General features: G+C 65.1%; 18 protein-coding genes. 14 read left to right on the forward strand and 4 right to left on the reverse strand.

Translation table 11 applies throughout. The annotated features are described in order from the left end of the window. Nucleotides 1-26: 26 nt before the first annotated feature. The gene (locus AB0O52_RS03955) at nt 27-1,301 is read left to right on the forward strand and encodes an MFS transporter (protein ID WP_364533616.1); all 1,275 of its coding nucleotides are present in this window, start codon (nt 27-29) and stop codon (nt 1,299-1,301) included. Between the two features lie 87 nt (nt 1,302-1,388). Next, a complete protein-coding gene (locus AB0O52_RS03960; RefSeq protein WP_364533619.1) occupies nt 1,389-1,577 on the forward strand; it encodes a hypothetical protein in 189 nt (62 codons plus the stop codon). A 41-nt stretch (nt 1,578-1,618) separates the two neighbouring features. Here AB0O52_RS03960 and AB0O52_RS03965 read toward each other — a convergent pair whose 3' ends face one another. Continuing rightward, entirely contained in the window at nt 1,619-2,536 is a 918-nt protein-coding gene (locus AB0O52_RS03965; protein ID WP_364533622.1) for an NAD(P)H-hydrate dehydratase, read from the reverse strand. Then, the gene (locus tag AB0O52_RS03970; protein WP_364533827.1) at nt 2,520-3,242 is read right to left on the reverse strand and encodes a histidine phosphatase family protein; all 723 of its coding nucleotides are present in this window, start codon (nt 3,240-3,242) and stop codon (nt 2,520-2,522) included. The genes AB0O52_RS03965 and AB0O52_RS03970 overlap by 17 nt, the downstream gene beginning before the upstream one ends. Before the next feature lie 322 nt (nt 3,243-3,564). On the opposite strand from AB0O52_RS03970, the gene AB0O52_RS03975 reads away from it, so the two are divergent. The 4 genes from AB0O52_RS03975 to AB0O52_RS03990 all read left to right on the forward strand — a co-directional run bounded on the left by AB0O52_RS03975 (nt 3,565) and on the right by AB0O52_RS03990 (nt 6,624). Beyond that, a complete protein-coding gene (locus AB0O52_RS03975) occupies nt 3,565-4,584 on the forward strand; it encodes an SDR family oxidoreductase (RefSeq protein WP_364533625.1) in 1,020 nt (339 codons plus the stop codon). Between the two features lie 68 nt (nt 4,585-4,652). Beyond that, complete coding sequence (locus AB0O52_RS03980) at nt 4,653-4,913, forward strand: DUF4235 domain-containing protein (protein WP_364533628.1); 261 nt, start codon at nt 4,653-4,655, stop codon at nt 4,911-4,913. A 70-nt stretch (nt 4,914-4,983) separates the two neighbouring features. Continuing rightward, nucleotides 4,984-6,009, forward strand: coding sequence for an exonuclease domain-containing protein (locus AB0O52_RS03985; protein WP_364533631.1), 1,026 nt, complete (start codon nt 4,984-4,986; stop codon nt 6,007-6,009). A gap of 66 nt (nt 6,010-6,075) precedes the next feature. Then, nucleotides 6,076-6,624 carry a DUF4395 domain-containing protein gene (locus AB0O52_RS03990; RefSeq protein ID WP_364533634.1) on the forward strand — a complete coding sequence of 183 codons (549 nt, stop codon included), beginning with the start codon at nt 6,076-6,078 and terminating at the stop codon, nt 6,622-6,624. A gap of 12 nt (nt 6,625-6,636) precedes the next feature. Here the strand turns inward: AB0O52_RS03990 and AB0O52_RS03995 are convergent, their stop codons facing one another. Further along, nucleotides 6,637-7,722: an ADP-ribosylglycohydrolase family protein gene (locus tag AB0O52_RS03995; protein ID WP_364533637.1), complete on the reverse strand. Its 1,086-nt coding sequence runs from the start codon at nt 7,720-7,722 to the stop codon at nt 6,637-6,639. 77 nt (nt 7,723-7,799) lie between these two features. Here AB0O52_RS03995 and AB0O52_RS04000 point away from each other — a divergent pair, with 77 nt between their 5' ends. The 6 genes from AB0O52_RS04000 to AB0O52_RS04025 all read left to right on the forward strand — a co-directional run bounded on the left by AB0O52_RS04000 (nt 7,800) and on the right by AB0O52_RS04025 (nt 15,422). Continuing rightward, nucleotides 7,800-8,156 (forward strand): DUF202 domain-containing protein, encoded by a 357-nt coding sequence (locus tag AB0O52_RS04000; RefSeq protein ID WP_364533640.1) that lies wholly within the window; start codon nt 7,800-7,802, stop codon nt 8,154-8,156. Then, a complete protein-coding gene (locus tag AB0O52_RS04005) occupies nt 8,153-8,503 on the forward strand; it encodes a DUF202 domain-containing protein (protein ID WP_364533643.1) in 351 nt (116 codons plus the stop codon). The genes AB0O52_RS04000 and AB0O52_RS04005 overlap by 4 nt, the downstream gene beginning before the upstream one ends. 143 nt (nt 8,504-8,646) lie before the next feature. Further along, nucleotides 8,647-9,573: an aquaporin gene (locus tag AB0O52_RS04010; protein ID WP_364533646.1), complete on the forward strand. Its 927-nt coding sequence runs from the start codon at nt 8,647-8,649 to the stop codon at nt 9,571-9,573. Nucleotides 9,574-9,664: 91 nt separating this feature from the next. Next, a complete protein-coding gene (locus AB0O52_RS04015; RefSeq protein ID WP_364533649.1) occupies nt 9,665-10,882 on the forward strand; it encodes an exonuclease SbcCD subunit D in 1,218 nt (405 codons plus the stop codon). Next, complete coding sequence (locus AB0O52_RS04020) at nt 10,879-13,899, forward strand: SMC family ATPase (RefSeq protein ID WP_364533652.1); 3,021 nt, start codon at nt 10,879-10,881, stop codon at nt 13,897-13,899. The genes AB0O52_RS04015 and AB0O52_RS04020 overlap by 4 nt, the downstream gene beginning before the upstream one ends. Nucleotides 13,900-13,988: 89 nt before the next feature. Then, nucleotides 13,989-15,422 carry an MFS transporter gene (locus AB0O52_RS04025; protein ID WP_364533655.1) on the forward strand — a complete coding sequence of 478 codons (1,434 nt, stop codon included), beginning with the start codon at nt 13,989-13,991 and terminating at the stop codon, nt 15,420-15,422. A gap of 27 nt (nt 15,423-15,449) precedes the next feature. Here the strand turns inward: AB0O52_RS04025 and AB0O52_RS04030 are convergent, their stop codons facing one another. Continuing rightward, on the reverse strand, nt 15,450-16,184 hold the full coding sequence (locus tag AB0O52_RS04030; RefSeq protein WP_364533830.1) for a helix-turn-helix domain-containing protein: 735 nt from the start codon (nt 16,182-16,184) through the stop codon (nt 15,450-15,452). Between the two features lie 161 nt (nt 16,185-16,345). On the opposite strand from AB0O52_RS04030, the gene AB0O52_RS04035 reads away from it, so the two are divergent. Together AB0O52_RS04035 and hpaB are read left to right on the forward strand one after the other, a co-directional pair. Further along, a complete protein-coding gene (locus tag AB0O52_RS04035; protein WP_364533658.1) occupies nt 16,346-16,882 on the forward strand; it encodes a flavin reductase family protein in 537 nt (178 codons plus the stop codon). 72 nt (nt 16,883-16,954) lie between these two features. After that, the gene (gene hpaB, locus AB0O52_RS04040; protein WP_364533661.1) at nt 16,955-18,409 is read left to right on the forward strand and encodes a 4-hydroxyphenylacetate 3-monooxygenase, oxygenase component; all 1,455 of its coding nucleotides are present in this window, start codon (nt 16,955-16,957) and stop codon (nt 18,407-18,409) included. The last annotated feature ends 53 nt before the right edge of the window (nt 18,410-18,462 follow it).

Raw genomic sequence — 18,462 nt, forward strand, 5'->3', positions numbered from 1 at the left:
GCTTCTGCGTCCGCAGCTAACTGAACATGACTGACGAGGAAGAACTTTTGAAGCAAGAAGCAGCCATATCCAGGACACCGGCGACGGTCGCTGCGGCGTCAGCCCCGGTGTTCCCGTGGGGAGGTCTTCTGATCCTCGCCGCGGCAGGCTTCACCGCCGTCACCACTGAACTCCTCCCGTCGGGGCTGCTGCCGCAGATCAGCCGGGACCTGGGAGTAGACGAATCGGCCGTAGGGTCGCTGACGGCCGCCTATGCGGCAGTCATCGTTTTCACAGCGCTTCCCTTGTCGAGGCTGCTCGGCGGCCGAGTCCCCCGCAAGGCGTTGTTGATCGCCACCGTGCTCGCGTTCGCACTCAGCAACGTGCTGCTGGCGTCCAGCCCGAGCCTGGGATTGGCAGTTGCCGCGAGGCTCCTCGGGGGCGTGGCCCACGGGATGCTCTGGTCCAGCATGGCCCCCTACGTCGCCAGGATCGTTCCAGCGCACTCCGTTGGAAAAGCAATGGCCATGGTCTTTAGCGGTAACAGCATCGCGCTGGCCGTCGGCGCTCCGATCGGCACCCTCATGGGCTCGGTGCTCACCTGGCGCGCTTCTTTCCTTATCCTGGCCGGAGTCGGTGCGGTTCTCGCCTTGCTGGCCGTATGGGTGCTCCCCGCAGCCCCCGACGAGGACGGCAACACGACGCCGACTCTCCGCGGAGCACTGAAGCTGCCCGGCGTGATCGCAGTGGCGACAGCCTGGCCGCTCTTGCTTTTGGGCCACTTCACCCTCTTCACCTACATCGCGCCGTTCCTCCGCGTCTCCGGACTGCCGGATGCCTTCACGAGCATTTCGCTGTCCGTGGTGGGGGCCTCCAGCCTCGTGGGGATCTGGATCGCCGGGCTCACTGCCGATTCCCATCCGCGGCGTTCCCTGCTTTCCGCGGTCGCCGTGCTGGTGCTGGCCTTCGGCCTCTTGCCGCTGCTTGGCGGCACCTGGCTGGGCGAAATCGTCCTGGTGACCATGTGGGGAACCGCCTTCGGGGCCGTCGGTATCTACAACCAGGCGGCAATCCTTCGCGCCGGCGGAGAACACAAGGACGCCGCGAACGGCTTGACCGTGGTGACCATTCAACTCGGCATCGCCGTCGGCGCCGGGTATGGCGCTCTGGCCCTGACCACCGTCGGCGCCCTGTGGGTGCCACTGGCCGCAGCTGTCCCGACGGCGGCGGCGCTCGCAATCATCCTGGCCAGCCGCCGCGGCGGCTACCCCGCCGGTCCCCGGGAGGCGCGGTCACAAGCCGACTTTTCCACGAAGCATTGACGCCGGGCTCCGGTGGACTGGGCGACGCTCCGGGTGGACTGGGCAACAGGCCTCGACACCGTCCTTTGGCGGGGCTACCTTTGGCGCATGAGCGAAGAGCGTGCACAAGGGCGCCATGAACGGGACGAGGAAGAAGCAGCCCGGAACAAGACGCCCGACAACGTCGCGGGCGAAAGCATGGGCAGCAAGGTGGACCCGGACTTTATCCCGGATGAAAGCCGTGAAAACCCCGATGAAGAGCGGGCCCGGGAACACCCGGAAGAGACCGGAAGCTAACTCTCACACGTGCCCCGAGCGCGTCCATGGTCCCGTTCCTTTCATGTGTTCAGTTCCATCATGAGGGGCGGCAGTTCGTCGGCAAGTTCCCTGGCGAGGTATCCGGGGCTTCCTTTCCGGCTGGCCAGCCTGTCTCCGGCTGCGGCATGCAGGTACGATCCCCAACAGGCTGCCTGCGCATCTGTTGTTCCGCGGGCCCGGAGTCCGGCGATGGTTCCGGCCAGCACGTCTCCGCTGCCGGAAGTTCCAAGTCCTCCTGAACCGGTGGTGATCTCCCAGCACGTCGTGGCTCCGTTTCCGGTTTCCCGCGGGTCCGCGTTGCGGGGTTGGGCAATGATGCCCTGGCAACTGACCACCGCCTGGTACTTGTCGGAGACTTCGCTGACGTCGTTGCGGATGTCCTCAGGATCGCGCCCGAGGAGCAGCCCCAATTCAGTCAGGTTCGGGGTCAGGATGAGACGTCCGGCCCAAGGCCGGATATCCGGCAAGAGCCGCTTGAGGATCCCCAACGCATAGGCGTCGAGGACGAGGGTGTGGTCCTCCCGAGTCTGTTCCATGCCTAAAAGGTTTCTCAGTAGTCGGGCTGTCTCTTCCGGGTCGTCCAGGCCAGGCCCGATGAGCACTGCGTCGGCCGCGTCGAGCTCCGGCTTCAACGCCTCGTGAGCTGTCGAGCGGACGGAGCCGGAGGACGTTTCGGGCAAGCCGATGACTCCCGCCTCAGGCATGGCGACTGCCAATGCCACAGCCGCGGATTCGGCAACGGCAAGCGTGAGGCGGCCCGCACCTGCGCGAAGCGCCGAGGTGCCGGCGAGGAGGGCGGCCCCTGGTGTTTTGCGGCTCCCGCCGATGACCAGCACGCTCCCTCGCTCGTGCTTGCCTGAACCCGTTGCCGGCAGTGGCCAGCTCCGCAGGAGGGCGGGGGTCACGGGGGTAGCCGGAAGGTCACCGCGGACGGACATCGGCGTCGCTTCCGTGTTCGGTGAGGGCAACTCCTTGCTCCAGGAGATGATCTGCGACGTTGAAGCTCTCCAGTGTCCAGGGGCCGTGACCTTCGGTGCGGACATACCGCGTGAGGGAAGCGTTCAAAACGCTGGTTGTGGCGGCTATATCCAGGAGCTCCTGTTCGGATAGGCCTTCCAGGAGGTACCTGAACAGCAGGATGACGGCGTCATGGCCGACCACGAGGACACGTTCTCCTCCGGAGAGCTGTTCAAGATCGGAAAGAAAGCTCCGCAGCCTGAGTACCACGTCGGTCCAGGACTCCCCGCCAGGGGGCCTGTAGTAGAACTTCCCCAACCATCGGCGGCGAAGGGCCTCCTCGGGCAGCCTGAGCTCCACACCCTTGGCGGTCAGCGTGTCCAGGATGCCAAGCTCGCGGTCCCTAAGCCGCTCATCCACGACGAGCGGCACCGTCCAGCCCGCCGTCTCTACAATAATTTCCGCGGTACGATGCGCCCGGGCGTACGGGGAGCACCAGATCACGTCCGGGCGCTGCGACGGTGGAAGCCTGCTGAAGGAACCACCTAAAGCGGTGGCCTGCTGGTAACCGATCGGTGACAGGTCGACGTCGGCGTCCCGCGCCGGGACGTCAATGACTTCCGCGCCGGACAGTCCGGCCGCCGACGCTGCCAGGTTTCCCAGGCTCTCACCGTGACGGACCAGCATCAGCTCGACGGCTCCACGGCCGGATAGCGCCCGAACGCTTTCGCTCACAGAAATCTCCTTCGCCGAGACAGGGGCAGGGCTTCTTCGATGCCGCCCCGATCGCCACACGATACCGACGGCTCGCGGGAATGGCCATAGGGTGCGGCGGATCGATCCGCCTAAATGCCAAGGTGTTCAATCAAGAATATAAGTATGCTGACGATCTTGTGCGCTCCGGCGGGTGGGTTTTAGGTTTAAGAGCGGCAAACACTTCAACTGTCCGGGGTATGCGCAGGAGGAGCCGGGCGATTTCTCGCGACGACGACCAGATGGAGGAACAGTGATGGCAGAACGCGACTTCCCTGAGGATGACCAACAGGCAGACGAGCTGGTTGACAACATGGAATCAAGCGAAAGCGATCTCGACGAGGATATTGTGATGGCTTTGGAGAATCAGGTCATCAGGCACCCCGATGTTCCGGACGGAGCGCAGGATCCCCGGACCCGGTACCCGGCCGGGACGTTCGAGCCGCAGACTCAGGACTACCCAGGCTGGACCGACGCAATGCGTCCCCGCCCGGACCACGGCGAAAGCACCTACATCGGACACCACCGCATGGAAGGGTTCCGGACCCTGATCACCGGTGCGGATTCCGGTATCGGAAGGGCCGCCGCGATTGCCTATGCCCGGGAAGGAGCGGACGTCGCCTTCACGTACCTGCCCGAAGAAGAACAGGACGCCGTGCACACGGTCCAGTTGATCGAAGACGCCGGCCGGAGTGCTTTGGCGTTGCCCGGCGACCTCAGCGACGAGGCATTCTGCCAGGATGTCATCTCCCAAACCGTTGCCGAGTTCGGCGGGTTGAACGTGCTCGTCAACAACGCCGGCTATCAAATGACCACGAGCAATGGAATCGAAGACCTTACGAGCGAGCAGTTCGACCGGACCTTCAAGTCCAACGTCTACGCCCTTTTCTGGCTGACCAAAGCCGCGCTGCCCCATCTGCAGCCTGGTTCGGCGATCATCAACGTGTCGTCCATCCAGGGCTACCACCCGAGCCCGAGCCTTTTCGATTACGCGGCCACCAAAGCGGCCATCATCAACATGACGTTTTCGCTGGCTGAGTCCCTGGGGCCGCGGGGAATCCGCGTCAACGCGGTGGCACCCGGACCGATCTGGACGCCACTTCAGCCCCCGACCCAGCCGCGCGAAAAAATAGTCCACTTCGGTGAGGACACACCCCTCGGGAGGGCAGGCCAACCCGCTGAACTGGCGGCGACATTCGTGCTGCTGGCCACCGCGGAGGCAAGCTACATGTCGGGATCCGTTGTCGGCGTCACCGGAGGAAAGCATTTGGCGTAGTACGGCGCACGCCCCGCAGCACCGAAGACGCGTGAACGGGCCCGTGAGGCCACAATCGGAGGAACGAGATGAACGTCCTGATCAAACTACTTGGCCTGTTTGTAGGCATGGGCGCCGGAATTGCGGCGAACAAGACCCTGGAGGCCATCTGGAGCAAGTCCACCGGGAAACCCGCACCCAAGGATGCGACCAATCTGGAGGACTCCCTCCCGGGCGTGGTCTTGTTCTCCTTAGCCGCGGGGGCCGCGGGAGCGGTCATCCATGTCCTGACCCAAAGGGCAACCAAGAAGGCGTTGACCAAGCTGCAGGAGACGGCGGACGAGGTCTGAAAGGCGACCCGTGGCAGGTCGTGGCCATCACCAGCGCTCTGGGGCCCCTTTCCACCTGTAACCTTGACCAGTGGCATTGGACTTTACGGCGATCGACTTTGAAACTGCGAACGGATTCAGGGGTTCCCCGTGCTCAGTCGGCCTGAGCAAAGTCCGTGGCGGCGTCGTGGTGGAGGAAGCCTCCTGGCTCATGCGGCCGCCGGAAAACCATGACCACTTCGAATACCACAACACCCGGATCCATGGCATCCGGGCGGAGGATGTCGCGGGGGCTCCACGCTTTGGCGAACTCTTCCCTGAAATCGGGGCTTTCATCGGCGGCGATGTCCTTGCCGCACACAATGCGGCATTCGATCTGGGCGTCATCCGTTCCGGGCTTGAAGTTTCCGGCCTGCCGGGCCCCGCTTACGAGTACGTCTGCACGGTGATGTTGTCCCGGCGCTGCTACTCCCTGGTGTCCAATTCCTTGCCCTACGCCGCGGAGGAGGCGGGCGTGCCCCTCGTGAACCATCACGACGCCGCCGAGGACGCCCGGGCCTGCGCCGGGATCCTGGTGGACATCGCGCGCCGGAACAACGCCAACAGCATCGCTGAGCTCTACCTTTCCCTCGGCTTGGCCATACCCAAACAACAGGCCTTCCAGCCAGGAGACGGCCTGTCCAAGCAAACGCTCGCTGCGCTCGCGGCCGGCGGCGGAGAACGCTTCGCGGCCGCCGGCCAGTCCGGCGTCGGGCGCAGTGCCGGCCAGCTTGGGCGCGCTTGGAGCAATTGGCCGGAAGAAGGCACCAATCCGGTACCCAACCCCGCAGCGGAACCGGGCCACCCCCTGTTCGGGCAGACCGTCGTCTTCACCGGTGAGCTTGCGATTGCCCGGCCCGAAGCGAAACAGCGGGCAGCGGAGATGGGCGCGCGTCCGGAGAGCCGCGTAACCGGCAGGACCACGGTCCTGGTTGTAGGTGACGGCTTTGTGGCCGGCGATCTCCGGAGCGGCCGTCTCACCGGCAAAGCAAAGCGGGTCCTGGAGTTGCACAGCCGCGGCCAGCAGATCGAGGTTCTCTCCGAGGGGGAGTTCCTGCAGATGGTCGGCGGGCACTAGCCGGGTCAAAATTCACACGGAGCAACAAAGCTTCCCGTAGCTTGCCCGCGCTCCTAGCCTTGAGCCATGACACAGGGAAATCAGCCCGACACCGCGCGGCCCACCGCAGGGACGCCGGCTCCCGCGGCCGCCGGTTGGCGCGCCGCTTTCGCTTTCCCCAACCCCGTCAACGAGTACGCCGCGAGGATCACGGCCGGCCTTGTGGTTTTGGCGGCGGTGGCCACCCTTGTGAGCGGCTTTGGCTGGGGACTCGTGTTGATTGCTGCCGGTTTCTGGTTGCGGGTACTCTTTGGGCCGCGGATCTCGCCGTTTGCCTTGTTGTCCGTCAAGGTGCTGGCTCCCCGGGTCGGCCCTGCCAAACTGGTCCCGGGTCCGCCCAAGCGCTTCGCACAGGGAATCGGTGCGGCGCTCAGCACGGCGGCCGTGGTCCTGTTCTTCGCCGGCTTCGCGCTGGGTGCGTGGATCCTGCTCGCCTTGCTGATTGTGGCCGCGTCGCTTGAGTCGTTTGTAGGATTCTGCCTCGGCTGCGCGATTTTCGGCGTACTGCAGCGGCGCGGGTTCATCCCCGAGGACGTCTGCGAAGCGTGCAACAACATCGCGCTTCGCGGGCTTTGAGCCGCTTGCCTGCTAGCCCGCGGTGACGGCGATAAGCCGCTGCGCCATCCCGCGGATGACGTCAGGAGCTTCAAGGGCTTCAAGCCAGTCCGAGGGCAGGGCCTCTTCGCCGTGCAGTACACCGAGGATATTGCCCGCGATCGACGCGGTGGAGTCGCTGTCGCCGCTGTGGTTTAGTGCCACGGCTATGGCCTGGCGGAAATGGGCTGCCGGATCACGCTGTGTCTGCGCTGCCGCGGCGGTTGCCAGCACTGCATAGAGCCCGACGGCGAGTGCCTCCTCTGCGACCCAGCCTTCGCCCAGGTGCTCAGTGAGTTCCTCGGGGCTGAGCAAGGTGCCGGCGGAAGAGAGTTCCAGCGCCTGGCGGAGGCGTTCCAGGAGCTCGGGAGCTGGATCCGGCAGCGCTGACACCAGGCTCAACGCATGCTCGGCCGCAGCCCGTACATCCGCGCCCGCGCTCAGTTGGTGCACCAGCACGCTGAAGGCACCTGCACTTTGCAGCGCCGAAGGGTGCCCGTGGGTCAAGGACGCGGCATCGGTGCTCAGCTTGTAGACCGTGGCTTCGGAAATATGGGGGACCAGGCCAAATGGCGCGGACCGCATCACCGTGCCGCAGCCCTTCGACTCCGGATTGACAGGGCGGAACTTTGTCCCCATCTGTCCCGTGGCGAGCCCGCTCAGGCACGCTTTGCCCGGATGCCTGCGGTGCCGGAGTACCTCCTGCCCGTCGATCCACCGCGGTGGGGGAACGGGGGCCGACGACGGCAAGGCCACACCTTGGGTGGCGAGCCATCGCAGGTAAGCCAACCAAAGGCATGCGGTTTCATCCGCCGCTACGCCGTCATTGGCCCACTCGAGGGCTTCCACGAGGCCGTCAACGGTGTACAGCGTCATCTGGGTGTCGTCGGAAAAGTGGCTGCCGCCGTCGAGCTGGCCGAAAGAGGTGAGGCCCGCGGCGCCGAAGCGGGAACGGATGGTGGCTACGTCGTCGAACTCGACGGCGTAGCCGAGCGAATCGCCCAAGGCGCCTCCCAGCAGGCAGCCGTATACCCGGGACTCGAAGGATGGCGCGGCGGCGGGGGACGGTTCAGCACTCATAGTGGTAATTTACCGTGGCCGCTTGGTCGGTCTTCACATCCCCGCTGATACGGTGGCTCGTGAACCAGGAGGCAGTGATGCGTGAACCCGCGTGGCGGAAAACCGGAAAGACCCCGGACTACAGATTCTCCCTCGCAAACGAGCGGACCTTCCTTGCGTGGATCCGTACCTCGTTGGCGCTGCTGGCTGGTGCCGTCGCCATCGACCAGCTTGCCCCGAACATCGCGCCCCAGCCCGTACGCATCGTCTTGTGCGTTGTGCTTTCCATGATCGGAGCGGGCCTCGCGACGCTTGCCTACCGCCGGTGGGCGCAGATGGAGGCGGCTATGCGCTACGACCAAGCCCTGCCGTTCTCACGCGTCATGCTGCTGATGACCATTGTGGTTGCCGTGGCAGCCTTCACCTTTGCCGTGCTGATCCTGGTAGCGCGTTGACCGTTGACTCCAGGGATCCGGGCCTGCAACCTGAGCGCACCACGCTCGCTTGGCGCCGGACCCTGATTTCGCTTCTGGTAGTGGATCTCTTCATCTGGCGCAGATGGTTGACGGCCAAGTCCGGCGCGGGGCAGCTTCCCACCGGGATACCGGGACTCGACTACCAGGGAATCTGCGCCGTGACGGCAGCCGCAGCGACGATCGTCCTGGGCTGCGTCGTCTGGGTCCGGTCCCATCAGCTGCACCACGGCACGGAGGAAGCGTCGGCTGTCTTGATGCTTGCAAGCGCCTTGTCCATTATCGCGCTCGCCTGCGCTGCGGTCGCCGCAATCGCGTTGGGCGGCTAGGCTCGGATTCAGGAAGCGTCCAGACTCGGCTGAAAGGATGCCAGCAGGGCAAATGCGCGGTCCGCAACATGGCTCGTTGCCGTGCGTGGTGCGTTCTCCTCCGCAAAAGACCACCCGAACTTCGAACTAAGGAATCATTCGACATGACCACGACTGTGTCCGTTCCATCCTCCCGCGGCACCCGGCTCCTTGCCCGGGCGTCCGCTGAAGCTCTGGGGACGCTGTTCCTTGTGGTTATTGGCTTGGGCGTGCTGATCTTCATCAACCCCCAGGCGGTTCCGATGCCGGCGTCGCTGGCCAGCGGCCTGAGCGTTACTGCTGCGATGCTTGCCTTCGGCTATTTGTCGGGCGGCCACTTCAACCCGGCCATCACGGTTGGCCACTTGGTTGCCGGCCGGATGAAGCTCGTGGACGGAGCCGCATACCTCGGGGCCCAGATTGTGGGCGGCCTCTTGGGCGCTTTGGCGCTCTTCGCCGTCGTGAGGACTGTGCCAAATATCCCGGATAGCCGAGCCGTCTTTGAAACCTCAACGTCGGGTTTCGGCGCGCATTCCCCCTTCCAGGTTGCCGTGACCGGCGTGATGCTCATTGAGGTCCTTGGCGCAGCGCTCCTGGTGGGGGTCTTCCTGGGCGTCACTGCCCGGCGCAATCCCAGCAAGATCGCGGCACCGTTCGCCGTCGGCCTGACGGTCGCGGTCCTGCTGCAGCTGGGCCAATCAACCGGCAACCTTGCCTTCAACCCGGCCCGCGCCACCGCTTCCGCCATTTTCAGCTCCAGCTGGGCAGTGGAGCAGCTCTGGCTCTTCTGGGTTGCACCGCTCGTTGGCGCGGCGATTGCAGGCCTCATCTTCCGCGGTTTCGGGGAGTCCACTCCGGCAGTCGTGGCAGAGGTCGAAGAACCGCTGCCGGCCGACCGATGGGACGAAAAGTCCGACGACAAGGCCGAAGCGGCTGCCCCGGAACGCGCGGCCGAGGATTCCACGCCGGCTGCGGCGCCCGCTGCGGCTCCCGCCGAAGAAAAACCCGACGTCGACCCTGCCCGCGACTTCTTCGACGGCAAGCGGGGCTGAGGCAGGAAATTCAGCCGCCTGGAGGGCCCTGTTACGGCCGGTGCCGCCGCGCCGCCCCAATAATGTCCGGGCCTCCGGTTAGCTTGAAAACATGAGGCTTTTGCACACTTCGGATTGGCATCTGGGACGCTCGTTCCATGGGGTCGGGATGCTCGACGCCCAGCGCGACTTCATTGAGCAATTGCTCGCGGTCATCCGGGAACAGTCGGTGGACGTCGTCCTGATTGCGGGGGACGTCTACGACCGTGCCCTTCCGGGCCTGGATGTCGTGAAGCTGCTCGACGACGCCCTCGTGCGGATCACGGACGCCGGTGCCAAGGTGGTGCTGACCAGCGGCAACCACGATTCCGCGATCCGCCTTGGTTTCGCTTCACGCCTGCTGGAGCGCGGGGGAGTCCACCTGCGGACCCGGGTAGAGGATCTCGACTCCCCGGTCCTTTTTCCACTGGACAGCAAACACCTGGACAGCAACCACCTGGACAGCAAACACCACGCAGCCGGGGAGGGTGCCCCGGTGCTTGCCGTGTACGGCATTCCGTACCTTGAACCGAGGTTGGTTGCCGAACGGCTCGGGACACAAACTGCAAGTCACTTTGACGTCACACAGGCCGCGGTGCAGCTCATCCGTGAGGACATTGCCCGCAGAAGCGAGACAGGACCGGTGCACTCCATTGTGCTGGCACACACTTTCGCGAGCGGCGGCATCACTTCGGACAGCGAACGCGATTTGAGCATCGGCGGTTTGGGGGCGGTGCCCCTGGATCTCTTCGATGGCTTCGGCTACACGGCCCTTGGGCATCTGCACGGGCGGCAGGAACTCTCGGAGCACGTCCGGTATTCGGGTTCGCCGCTCGCATACTCGTTCTCCGAGGCCAAGCATAGGAAGGGTGCGTGGTTGATCGACGTCGGCGTCGACGGTGTTGAGAGCGTCGGGGAAATTCTCTGGAAAGCACCACGGGAACTGGCGATTCTCCGCGGGAAGCTCGCCGAACTTTTGGAATCGGCGGAATATTCCTGGGCCGAGACCGCGTATTGCCAAGTCACCCTCACGGACTCCGTGCGGCCGGCGCAGGCCATGGAACAGCTGCGTGCCCGGTTCCCGGACACGCTCGTGCTGGGCTTTGACCCTGAGGACGTCGCGGGAAAGGCCAAAGCGAGCTACAGCAGCAGGCTTGCCGAGGCCGAGGACGATCTCGGTGTTTGCTGCGGCTTCCTTGACCATGTGCGGGGAAGGCCTGCTGACGAAGCAGAACTTGCCGCCCTTCGGGAAGCCTTGGAAGCGGTCCGGCTGGAAGGAGCAGGGCTGTGAGAATCCACCGCCTTGAAATTGAGGCTTTCGGGCCGTTTGCCGGGGTTCAATCGATTGATTTCGACCACCTGGGGGCCCAGGGACTGTTCCTCTTGAACGGTGCCACCGGCGCGGGAAAGACGAGTGTGCTCGACGCTATCTGCTTTGCACTGTACGGCTCCGTGCCGGGCGCCCGCCAGGACGGCAAACGCTTGCGGAGCGACCACGCCGAACCGGCAGCGGAGCCGCGGGTTGTCTGCGAATTTTCGGCGCGAGGCAGACGCTTCGAGGTCACCCGCTCCCCGGCGTGGGACAGGCCAAGTGCCCGTGGGCGCAAGGGCTTCACCACCCAGCAGGCCAAAACTCTTCTGCGCGAACGGATAGATGGCTCCTGGGAAGAAAAGACCTCCCGCAACGACGAAGCCGGCATGGAAATCGGTGACGTCCTGGGGATGGACCGGGACCAGTTCACCCGGGTGGTCATGCTCCCGCAGGGGGACTTCGCGGCTTTCTTGCGTTCCAAGGCGTCCGACCGGCTGGATCTTCTGCAGAAGCTCTTCGGAACCCAGCGTTTTGAAGCGATCGAGCAGCAGCTGGCACTCCAGGCAAACGCCGCACGCGCAAAAGTTCAGGACAACCAGAACGGTCTTCAGCTGCTCGTGCAGCGGGCGGAGGCAGAGTACGCGCAACTCGGGATCGAAGAGCCCGTTGACCTGGATCCTGATGACTCCGGATCCAGTGGGTCCACGCCTGAACTTCGGCTCGGGAACCTCGAGGCCCGCGCCCGGGCCGAATCTCTCGAGCGGCAGCGCGCTGCCGGCTCTGCCGATGCCGTCCGGCTTCAGATCGCAGACAAGCTCAACTCCGCCCGGGAGCGGGTTCACCGGCACGCGAAGCTCGACGCCGCCACGCTCCGGCGCGATGCCCTCTCCGCCCGCGAGGCAGAAGTGCAGGAATTCCGCGAGCGACTTGGACGGCATCGGAAAGCCGCGGTCCTCGGCGGACAGCTGGACGCCGTGGACCGCGCCGCGAACGCCCTGGACCTGGCGGGCTCGAAGGAGGAGGCGGCGACGGCGAAGCTGCGTGCCGCCTCCCTTGACGCGAGCGACCCCGGCACATCGCTTGCCGGGATTCAAGAGACGATGGCCGTCGTGGAGGCCCGGGTAGGGGATGAACAAAAGCTCGAGGACATCACCGCCAGACTTGATGCGCTTGAGCTCGCCGCAAGGCAGCGGGAGTCGGCCAAAGCGGCGCGGTCCCTTGCGTTGACCGGGCTCCGTTCGGAGGCGGTTGCGTTGGAACGCGAGCTGGGCCCGCTCGAAGTTGCCGCTTCGGAGCTGCCCCTGCGGGAAAGCGAAGTTGCAGCAGCCCAGAACGCTGTCAAGACCGTGGCCCGTTACGCAGGCGCCCTTGACTCCCAGTCCGCGGCAGTGAAGCGCCACGCGTTTGCCCGGGCGCTTTCCCAGGACCTCCGACAACTCTGGCTGGATCTCCGCGAATCCCGGCTGGCGAATGCCGCCGCCGAACTCGCCGCAAAGCTGCACGACGGCGAAGCATGCCCTGTCTGCGGAAGCGCCGAGCACCCTTCCCCGGCGCCAGCCGGGCTAACCGCGTTGGCCCTTGCCGAGGAAGAGCGATCCGCCCACGAACGCTATGAGGAGAGCGAGCATGAACTTCTCCAAGCGGCAGGCGAGCTGGCGTCCGCCGAGCAGGAAGTTGCAGTGCTCGCTGCCCAAGGTGGAGACGTCGATCCCAAGCAAGCCGCTTTGGCCGAGGCCTTGGCCAAAGACGCCCTGGCCGCGGCGCGTTCCGCCGCCGACCGGCTCAAACAGGGAAAGGCAGACCTTGCCCGAGTGATGGAGAGCATTGCCCGCTTGGAGGAAGAACAACTACAGGAGGACACCGCCGCGGCGCAGGCCGGGTCCATCAAGGTCCTGCTGGGCGAACAACGTGAGTCCCTGGAGACCTTGCTTTGCGGCCTGCGTGATGGCTTCGACACACTGCGCGGCCGGATTGAGGACCTGCGCAGGCAACGCGAACTCCTGCAGTCCGCTGTGGCTGCAGGCGAGCAGTTGGAACGGGCCCGGGAGGCATTGGATGATGCATCCACAGCTTTGGACCGTGCCCTTTCGGCGCACGGATTCGATACTGCGGAGGCCGCGCGGCTCGAAATCCTCGACGAGCAGCACGCCGCCCGGCTCGATGAAACCATCAGGGCCGCAGAGACCGAGAGCGCCCGCCTCGCGGAACTCTTCGAGTCCGAGGATTTCGTGCTCGCTGCCAAGGAAAGGCAGATCGGGGAGGTGCCCCTGACCACTGTCGAGCTTGCTGCCCTCGAACAGGAGGCCGGACAGGCGGAAGAAACGGCCCGCCGCCTGGATCTTGCCGCGGGACTCGCTGCCAGGACGGTGGCCAGCCTGGCCGCGATCCGCTCGCAGTACGAAGAAGCCGCGGCCTCGGGGCGCGGCCCCCGCGAACTTGCCCGGGTACTCAACGAGCTCGCCGAAACCGCCAGAGGTGCAGGCGACAACGGTTACAAAATGAGCCTCAACAGCTACGTGCTGGCCGCCCGCCTCGAACAAGTTGCGGCAGCGGCGTCGGAGCGGCTTATCGCCATGAGCGATGGCAGGTACACCCTGCAGCACACGGACGCCAAGGCGGCGAGGGGCGCGAAATCGGGTCTGGGCCTGGAAGTCGTGGATGAGTGGACAGGACAGCGGCGGGACACCGCCACACTGTCCGGCGGGGAGTCGTTCATGGCGTCGCTCGCGTTGGCCTTGGGGCTCGCCGATGTGGTGCAGGAGGAGGCCGGCGGTGTAGACATCGAAACCTTGTTCGTCGATGAGGGCTTCGGGAGCCTTGACGAGCAATCCCTCGAGCAGGTCATGGATGCACTGGAGGGACTGCGCGACGGCGGCAGGGTAGTGGGGCTGGTCAGCCACGTTGCCGAGATGAAACAGAGAATCAGCAGCCAGCTGCAGGTAATCAAGAACCGGAACGGCTCCACTGTGCGAATCGTCGACGCCGCGGCAGCCTAGGGCGGGCCGTCCGGTAGACTTGGAGGGTTACACCGGGTCGCGCGCATCGGGAGGAGGGACGATGCGCATCATTGAGCGAACCCGGAATCATGAACTCCTCCCCACAGAACTCCGCGGCGGATACCGCGCTACAGGCTGCCCCTTCATTCCCTGCTGCGCCCCCGTCGGCCGAGTCCCCGAAAGCCGCGCCCCGCCGCTCGCGCCTGCCTGGCCGCTTCGCCCGCCTGCCCGAGCTCGCCGGCCGCAACTTCCTGCCGCTGGGACTCTTAGCGAGGCTGCCCCTCGCCATGCTGACCGTCGGCACCCTCACCCTTGTCACGGCCGTCAGCCATTCCTACGCTATCGGCGGGCTGGCCGCCGGAGCCGTCGGCATCGGATCGGCCTTGGGCGCACCTGTGCTCGGCTCGCTCGCTGACCGTTCAGGACAGCGCCCTGTCCTTCTGATAGCCGCCGCTCTCAACGCCGCGACGGTCATCGCATTGCTCGTCGCCGCGTACCTGACACCCGATTTCAACACCCCCACGGATGCGATAGCCATTTTGGTGACGGCTTTCCTTGCCGGAGCGAGTTGCCCGCAGGTGGGGCCCATGGCCCGTGTCCGTTGGATGGCTCTGACTACCCTGAACCTGAACACCCGGAATTCGAAGCCTGGAGCCGGCGGGAATGCCGCCGGTCCTGGAAGCGTGGCGTCCAGCCGGGCCGACCTTGATACCGCGTTGTCCTACGAGGGAACCGCGGACGAAGTCACTTTCGTCCTCGGTCCTGCGCTGGTCGGTATTCTCGCGAGCCTCGTAGCCCCTTGGCTTCCGCTGGCTTTGGCGGCCGTCCTTACCGCCACGCTCGTGCCGGCTTTCGCCGTGCATCCTTCACAATTGGCTGTGGTGCCGGCAAAGCGCAAGGCGGGTGCCGGCGTCGGGAGCGTCCCCGCGAAGCAGAAGTCGAGGGGCCGTTCCGTGGCCTGGCTGAAGGTCGCTGTTCCGGTGCTGGCCATGGTCTGCATGGGGACTTTCTTCGGTGCGACGCAAAATGCGTTGAGCGCTTTCTCCGCCCAGTTCGCCACGGCGGAAATTGCGGGGCTGATGTATTCCGTCATGGGCCTGAGCTCCGCCGTCGCTGCGCTGTCTGTTGCCTATTGGCCGCAGCGCTTTCGGCTGGCCATCCGCTGGATGCTCGCCGCGGCCGCGATGACAGCCTTCTCTCTTCTCTTGTTCCTTCCGGCAGGGATCTGGCCGATGGTCATCGTTCTCTTGGTGCTCGGAATTCCCGTAGGACCCGTCATGGTGACGGTCTTCAGCATCGGGGGAGTCGTGGCACCGGCCGGACGCATGGCAACGGTCATGACGGCCCTGGCGAGCGGCATCGTGGCGGGTACGGCGTTGGGCGCCTATCTTGCCGGCCAGCTGGCCCAAACCCAGGGTCCCGCCGCCGCTTTTGTGGTGTCCACGGCTGCTTCGGGCGCGCTTCTTGTGCTCGGCATCATCGCAGGACTGGTCCTCCGGCGCAGGCCAAGCACCCGACACTAACGACGCTCGCTCACTTATGGGGCATTTTTATGCCAGCTGGGACTCTATGCGTGCCGCGCTCGCTGCCAGTGCTTCGCCGACGGCGGCCTGGTCCTGGTCGCGGCGGATGTAGACGACGGCGATCGCCGCAGGCCGGCCGCCCGGCACCTGGATGGGGGCGGCCAAAGATGACAAGCCTGCGATGACTTCGTCGTGGCTTGCCGCATAGCCGAGCCGGCGCGCTTCCGCCGCTTCCGGGCGATACGGCAGGCCGGGAGCGCGGGCGGCCCACTCGTCCTCGCTCATGGAGGACTGGATCGCGATTCCAGGTGCCCCGGTGTTCACGGGGTGGCGCGTGCCGGGATGCTGTGCCAACGTCGCGGCTGAGTGGCGGGGCTCCACCGTGACCAGCGTGACGCAGTCCTGATGGTCCCAGATCGCTACGAAGGCCGTCATGTTCAAGGTATTCGCAAGCTGCGTCAGCTCCGGGAGGGCGGCCGTCTGGAGGTCCCGGGAGACGCCCCGTGCCAGCACCGCAAGGCCAGGACCGGGCTGGACGCGTCCGGCGTCGTCGCGTACGAGCAGGGAGTGATCCTCCAGCGTGCGGAGGATACGGTAGGCCACCGAGCGATGGACGCCCAGGGCGCCGGCGAGTTCCGCAATGGTCAAGGGGCGCTCGGCAGCCGCCATGATTTCCAGGGCCTGGATTCCGCGGGAGAGGGTCTTCGACGGCGAGACCGTCGCCGTCGTTTCCTGCAGGCTTTTCGCAGCGCTGGAAGACATCATGCGCTCCATCCTATGTTGGGGCCTAACGAGGCCGGCCCGCCGTCTTGTGCTGTAGCACACAAAAGACTATGGTTCTGTATGAGAATTTGTTGTTCAAATATAGAACTCAAATATAGAACAAAGTCACTTATAGAACAATCTCCAGCCAGGAATCGACGATGATTGCCAAGTCCAGCCAGAATGCGGAGCCGGGATCCCCTGGCCGCACGTCGCGGCCGCGGGCACATCATTTCCGGGGCAGCCTGGGCCGCTTCGCCACAGGCGTCGCCATCGTAACGTTCGACGGCGCCACCAAGCGGCATGGCATCACCGTGAATTCCTTCACCGCAGTGTCCATGGAACCACCCCTGGTCCTGGTCAGCATCGCCCGCAACACCAAAGCCCACGACGAGCTCGCCGGGAGGCCGTTCAGCGTCAATATCCTGGGTGCTGAACAAAAGCAGCTCGCCCTGCATTTCGCGGGCCGTCCCGGGCCCGAGCCGCGGTGGGTCGAAGGAGACACCGCGCCGCGGCTTTCCAACGTCCTCGCCTACTTCGAATGCACGCCGTGGGCAGCCTACGACGGCGGAGACCACACGCTCTATCTGGGTGAAGTGGTGGACTTCAACTACCGCAGCGGCGACGCGCTCGCCTTCGCGAACAGCTCTTTCACCACCATCCCGGAAAGCCAATTGGGAATGGAGGATCTACTGTAGTTGCCGCCGCGCCCGTCGACGCAGCATCCACCACGCAAGGCCGTTTCAGCTCAACCATCATTGGAGACAACCATGGGAATCCGGACCGGACAGCAGTACCTGGACAAGCTCAACTCGATGAACCCCCACGTCCTGATCGACGGCGAAATGGTCACCGAGAAGATCGCCGACCACCCGTCCTTCATGAATGTGGCCCGCACGTACGCAAAGCTCTTCGACATGCAGCACGACCCGAAGTATGCGGACGCCCTCACCTACGAGTCCCCGACGACGGGTGACCGGGTGAGTGCCTCGTTCCTGGTGCCGCGCAGCAAGGAAGACCTCGAACATCGGCATGCGGCCATCCGCACCTGGGCGGAGTACTCCCTTGGATTCCTGGGCCGGACGGGCGACTACATGAACGGCGCCCTCACGGCGCTCGCGGCCGCGGAAAAGTGGTTTGCCCAGGCCGATCCGATGTTTGGCGAAAACATCCGCAAATACTACGAGCATTGCCGGGAGAACGATCTCCTGGCTACGCACACGCTGATCCCGCCGCAGGTCAACCGTTCGGTGTCAGGTTCCGAACAGCTCGGCGGCCAACTCTCGGCGAGGGTCGTGGAAGAACGCGAGGACGGCATCGTGGTCCACGGTGCGCGCATGCTCGCCACGATCGCGCCGATCGCGGACGAGCTCCTCGTGTTCCCCTCGACGCTCCTGCGCTCGACGCCGGAAGATGCTCCCTATTCCTACGCGTTCGCCCTCCCGAACGATGCGCCCGGCATGCGCTACCTGTGCCGGACCTCGCTCTACAACGGCGGAAGCACCCATGACGAACCGCTCGCGAGCCGCTTCGAGGAGATGGACGCCGTCGTCGTTTTCGACCACGTGTTCGTTCCCAACGAACGCATCTTCATGCTCGGCCATCCTGAACTGTGCAATGCCTTCTACTCCGAGACGGGCGCCGGGGCCCTCATGACCCACCAAGTGGTGACACGGACCATCGCCAAGAGCGAGTTCTTCCTGGGCCTTGCCTCGGAAATTGCGGCGTCGATCGGGATTGACGGTTTCCAGCACATCCAGGAAGACCTTGCGGAGCTGATCGAAACCGTTGAAATCGGCAAGGCCCTCATGGTGGCGGCGGAAGCCCAGGCGGCACCAAGCCCGGATGGCGTGTTCCTGCCGCATTGGCCCACACTGAACGCCGCACGCAACTGGTACCCCAAAGTTGCCCAGCGATTCCCGGCAATCATCAGGAAGTTCTCGGCATCCGGTCTCATGGCTCTGCCGGGCGAAGCGGACGTGGCCAGTGAGGCATTGCCGGATATCGAGCTGTACCTGCAGGCGAAGACGCTGACCGGGCCGGAGCGCGTGCGCCTCTTCAAACTCGCTTTCGATGCCAGCATTTCCGCGTTCGCCGGGCGCCAGGCGCTGTATGAGTACTTCTTCTTCGGGGACCCTGTCCGCATGGCAGCCGCCCTCGTGAACAGTTACGACCGCGAGCCGGCCCGCGCCCGCGTACGGGAGTTCCTCGAGCGGAAAGACTGACCAGGGGGCAGGCTAACACCACGGCGGGTAGGAGGACGGCGACAAGTGAATGA

The organism is Arthrobacter sp. NPDC080073 (assembly GCF_040686575.1).
Lineage (GTDB): Bacteria > Actinomycetota > Actinomycetes > Actinomycetales > Micrococcaceae > Arthrobacter.

What these genes read in the sequence shown, in the direction of transcription:
- AB0O52_RS03955 (WP_364533616.1), top strand. Translation starts at nt 27, where the DNA reads ATGACTGACGAGGAAGAACTTTTGAAGCAAGAAGCAGCCATATCCAGG.
- AB0O52_RS03960 (WP_364533619.1), top strand. Translation starts at nt 1,389, where the DNA reads ATGAGCGAAGAGCGTGCACAAGGGCGCCATGAACGGGACGAGGAAGAA.
- AB0O52_RS03965 (WP_364533622.1), bottom strand. Translation starts at nt 2,536, where the DNA reads ATGTCCGTCCGCGGTGACCTTCCGGCTACCCCCGTGACCCCCGCCCTC.
- AB0O52_RS03970 (WP_364533827.1), bottom strand. Translation starts at nt 3,242, where the DNA reads ATGCTGGTCCGTCACGGTGAGAGCCTGGGAAACCTGGCAGCGTCGGCG.
- AB0O52_RS03975 (WP_364533625.1), top strand. Translation starts at nt 3,565, where the DNA reads ATGGCAGAACGCGACTTCCCTGAGGATGACCAACAGGCAGACGAGCTG.
- AB0O52_RS03980 (WP_364533628.1), top strand. Translation starts at nt 4,653, where the DNA reads ATGAACGTCCTGATCAAACTACTTGGCCTGTTTGTAGGCATGGGCGCC.
- AB0O52_RS03990 (WP_364533634.1), top strand. Translation starts at nt 6,076, where the DNA reads ATGACACAGGGAAATCAGCCCGACACCGCGCGGCCCACCGCAGGGACG.
- AB0O52_RS03995 (WP_364533637.1), bottom strand. Translation starts at nt 7,722, where the DNA reads ATGAGTGCTGAACCGTCCCCCGCCGCCGCGCCATCCTTCGAGTCCCGG.
- AB0O52_RS04000 (WP_364533640.1), top strand. Translation starts at nt 7,800, where the DNA reads ATGCGTGAACCCGCGTGGCGGAAAACCGGAAAGACCCCGGACTACAGA.
- AB0O52_RS04010 (WP_364533646.1), top strand. Translation starts at nt 8,647, where the DNA reads ATGACCACGACTGTGTCCGTTCCATCCTCCCGCGGCACCCGGCTCCTT.
- AB0O52_RS04015 (WP_364533649.1), top strand. Translation starts at nt 9,665, where the DNA reads ATGAGGCTTTTGCACACTTCGGATTGGCATCTGGGACGCTCGTTCCAT.
- AB0O52_RS04025 (WP_364533655.1), top strand. Translation starts at nt 13,989, where the DNA reads ATGAACTCCTCCCCACAGAACTCCGCGGCGGATACCGCGCTACAGGCT.
- AB0O52_RS04030 (WP_364533830.1), bottom strand. Translation starts at nt 16,184, where the DNA reads ATGTCTTCCAGCGCTGCGAAAAGCCTGCAGGAAACGACGGCGACGGTC.
- AB0O52_RS04035 (WP_364533658.1), top strand. Translation starts at nt 16,346, where the DNA reads ATGATTGCCAAGTCCAGCCAGAATGCGGAGCCGGGATCCCCTGGCCGC.
- hpaB (WP_364533661.1), top strand. Translation starts at nt 16,955, where the DNA reads ATGGGAATCCGGACCGGACAGCAGTACCTGGACAAGCTCAACTCGATG.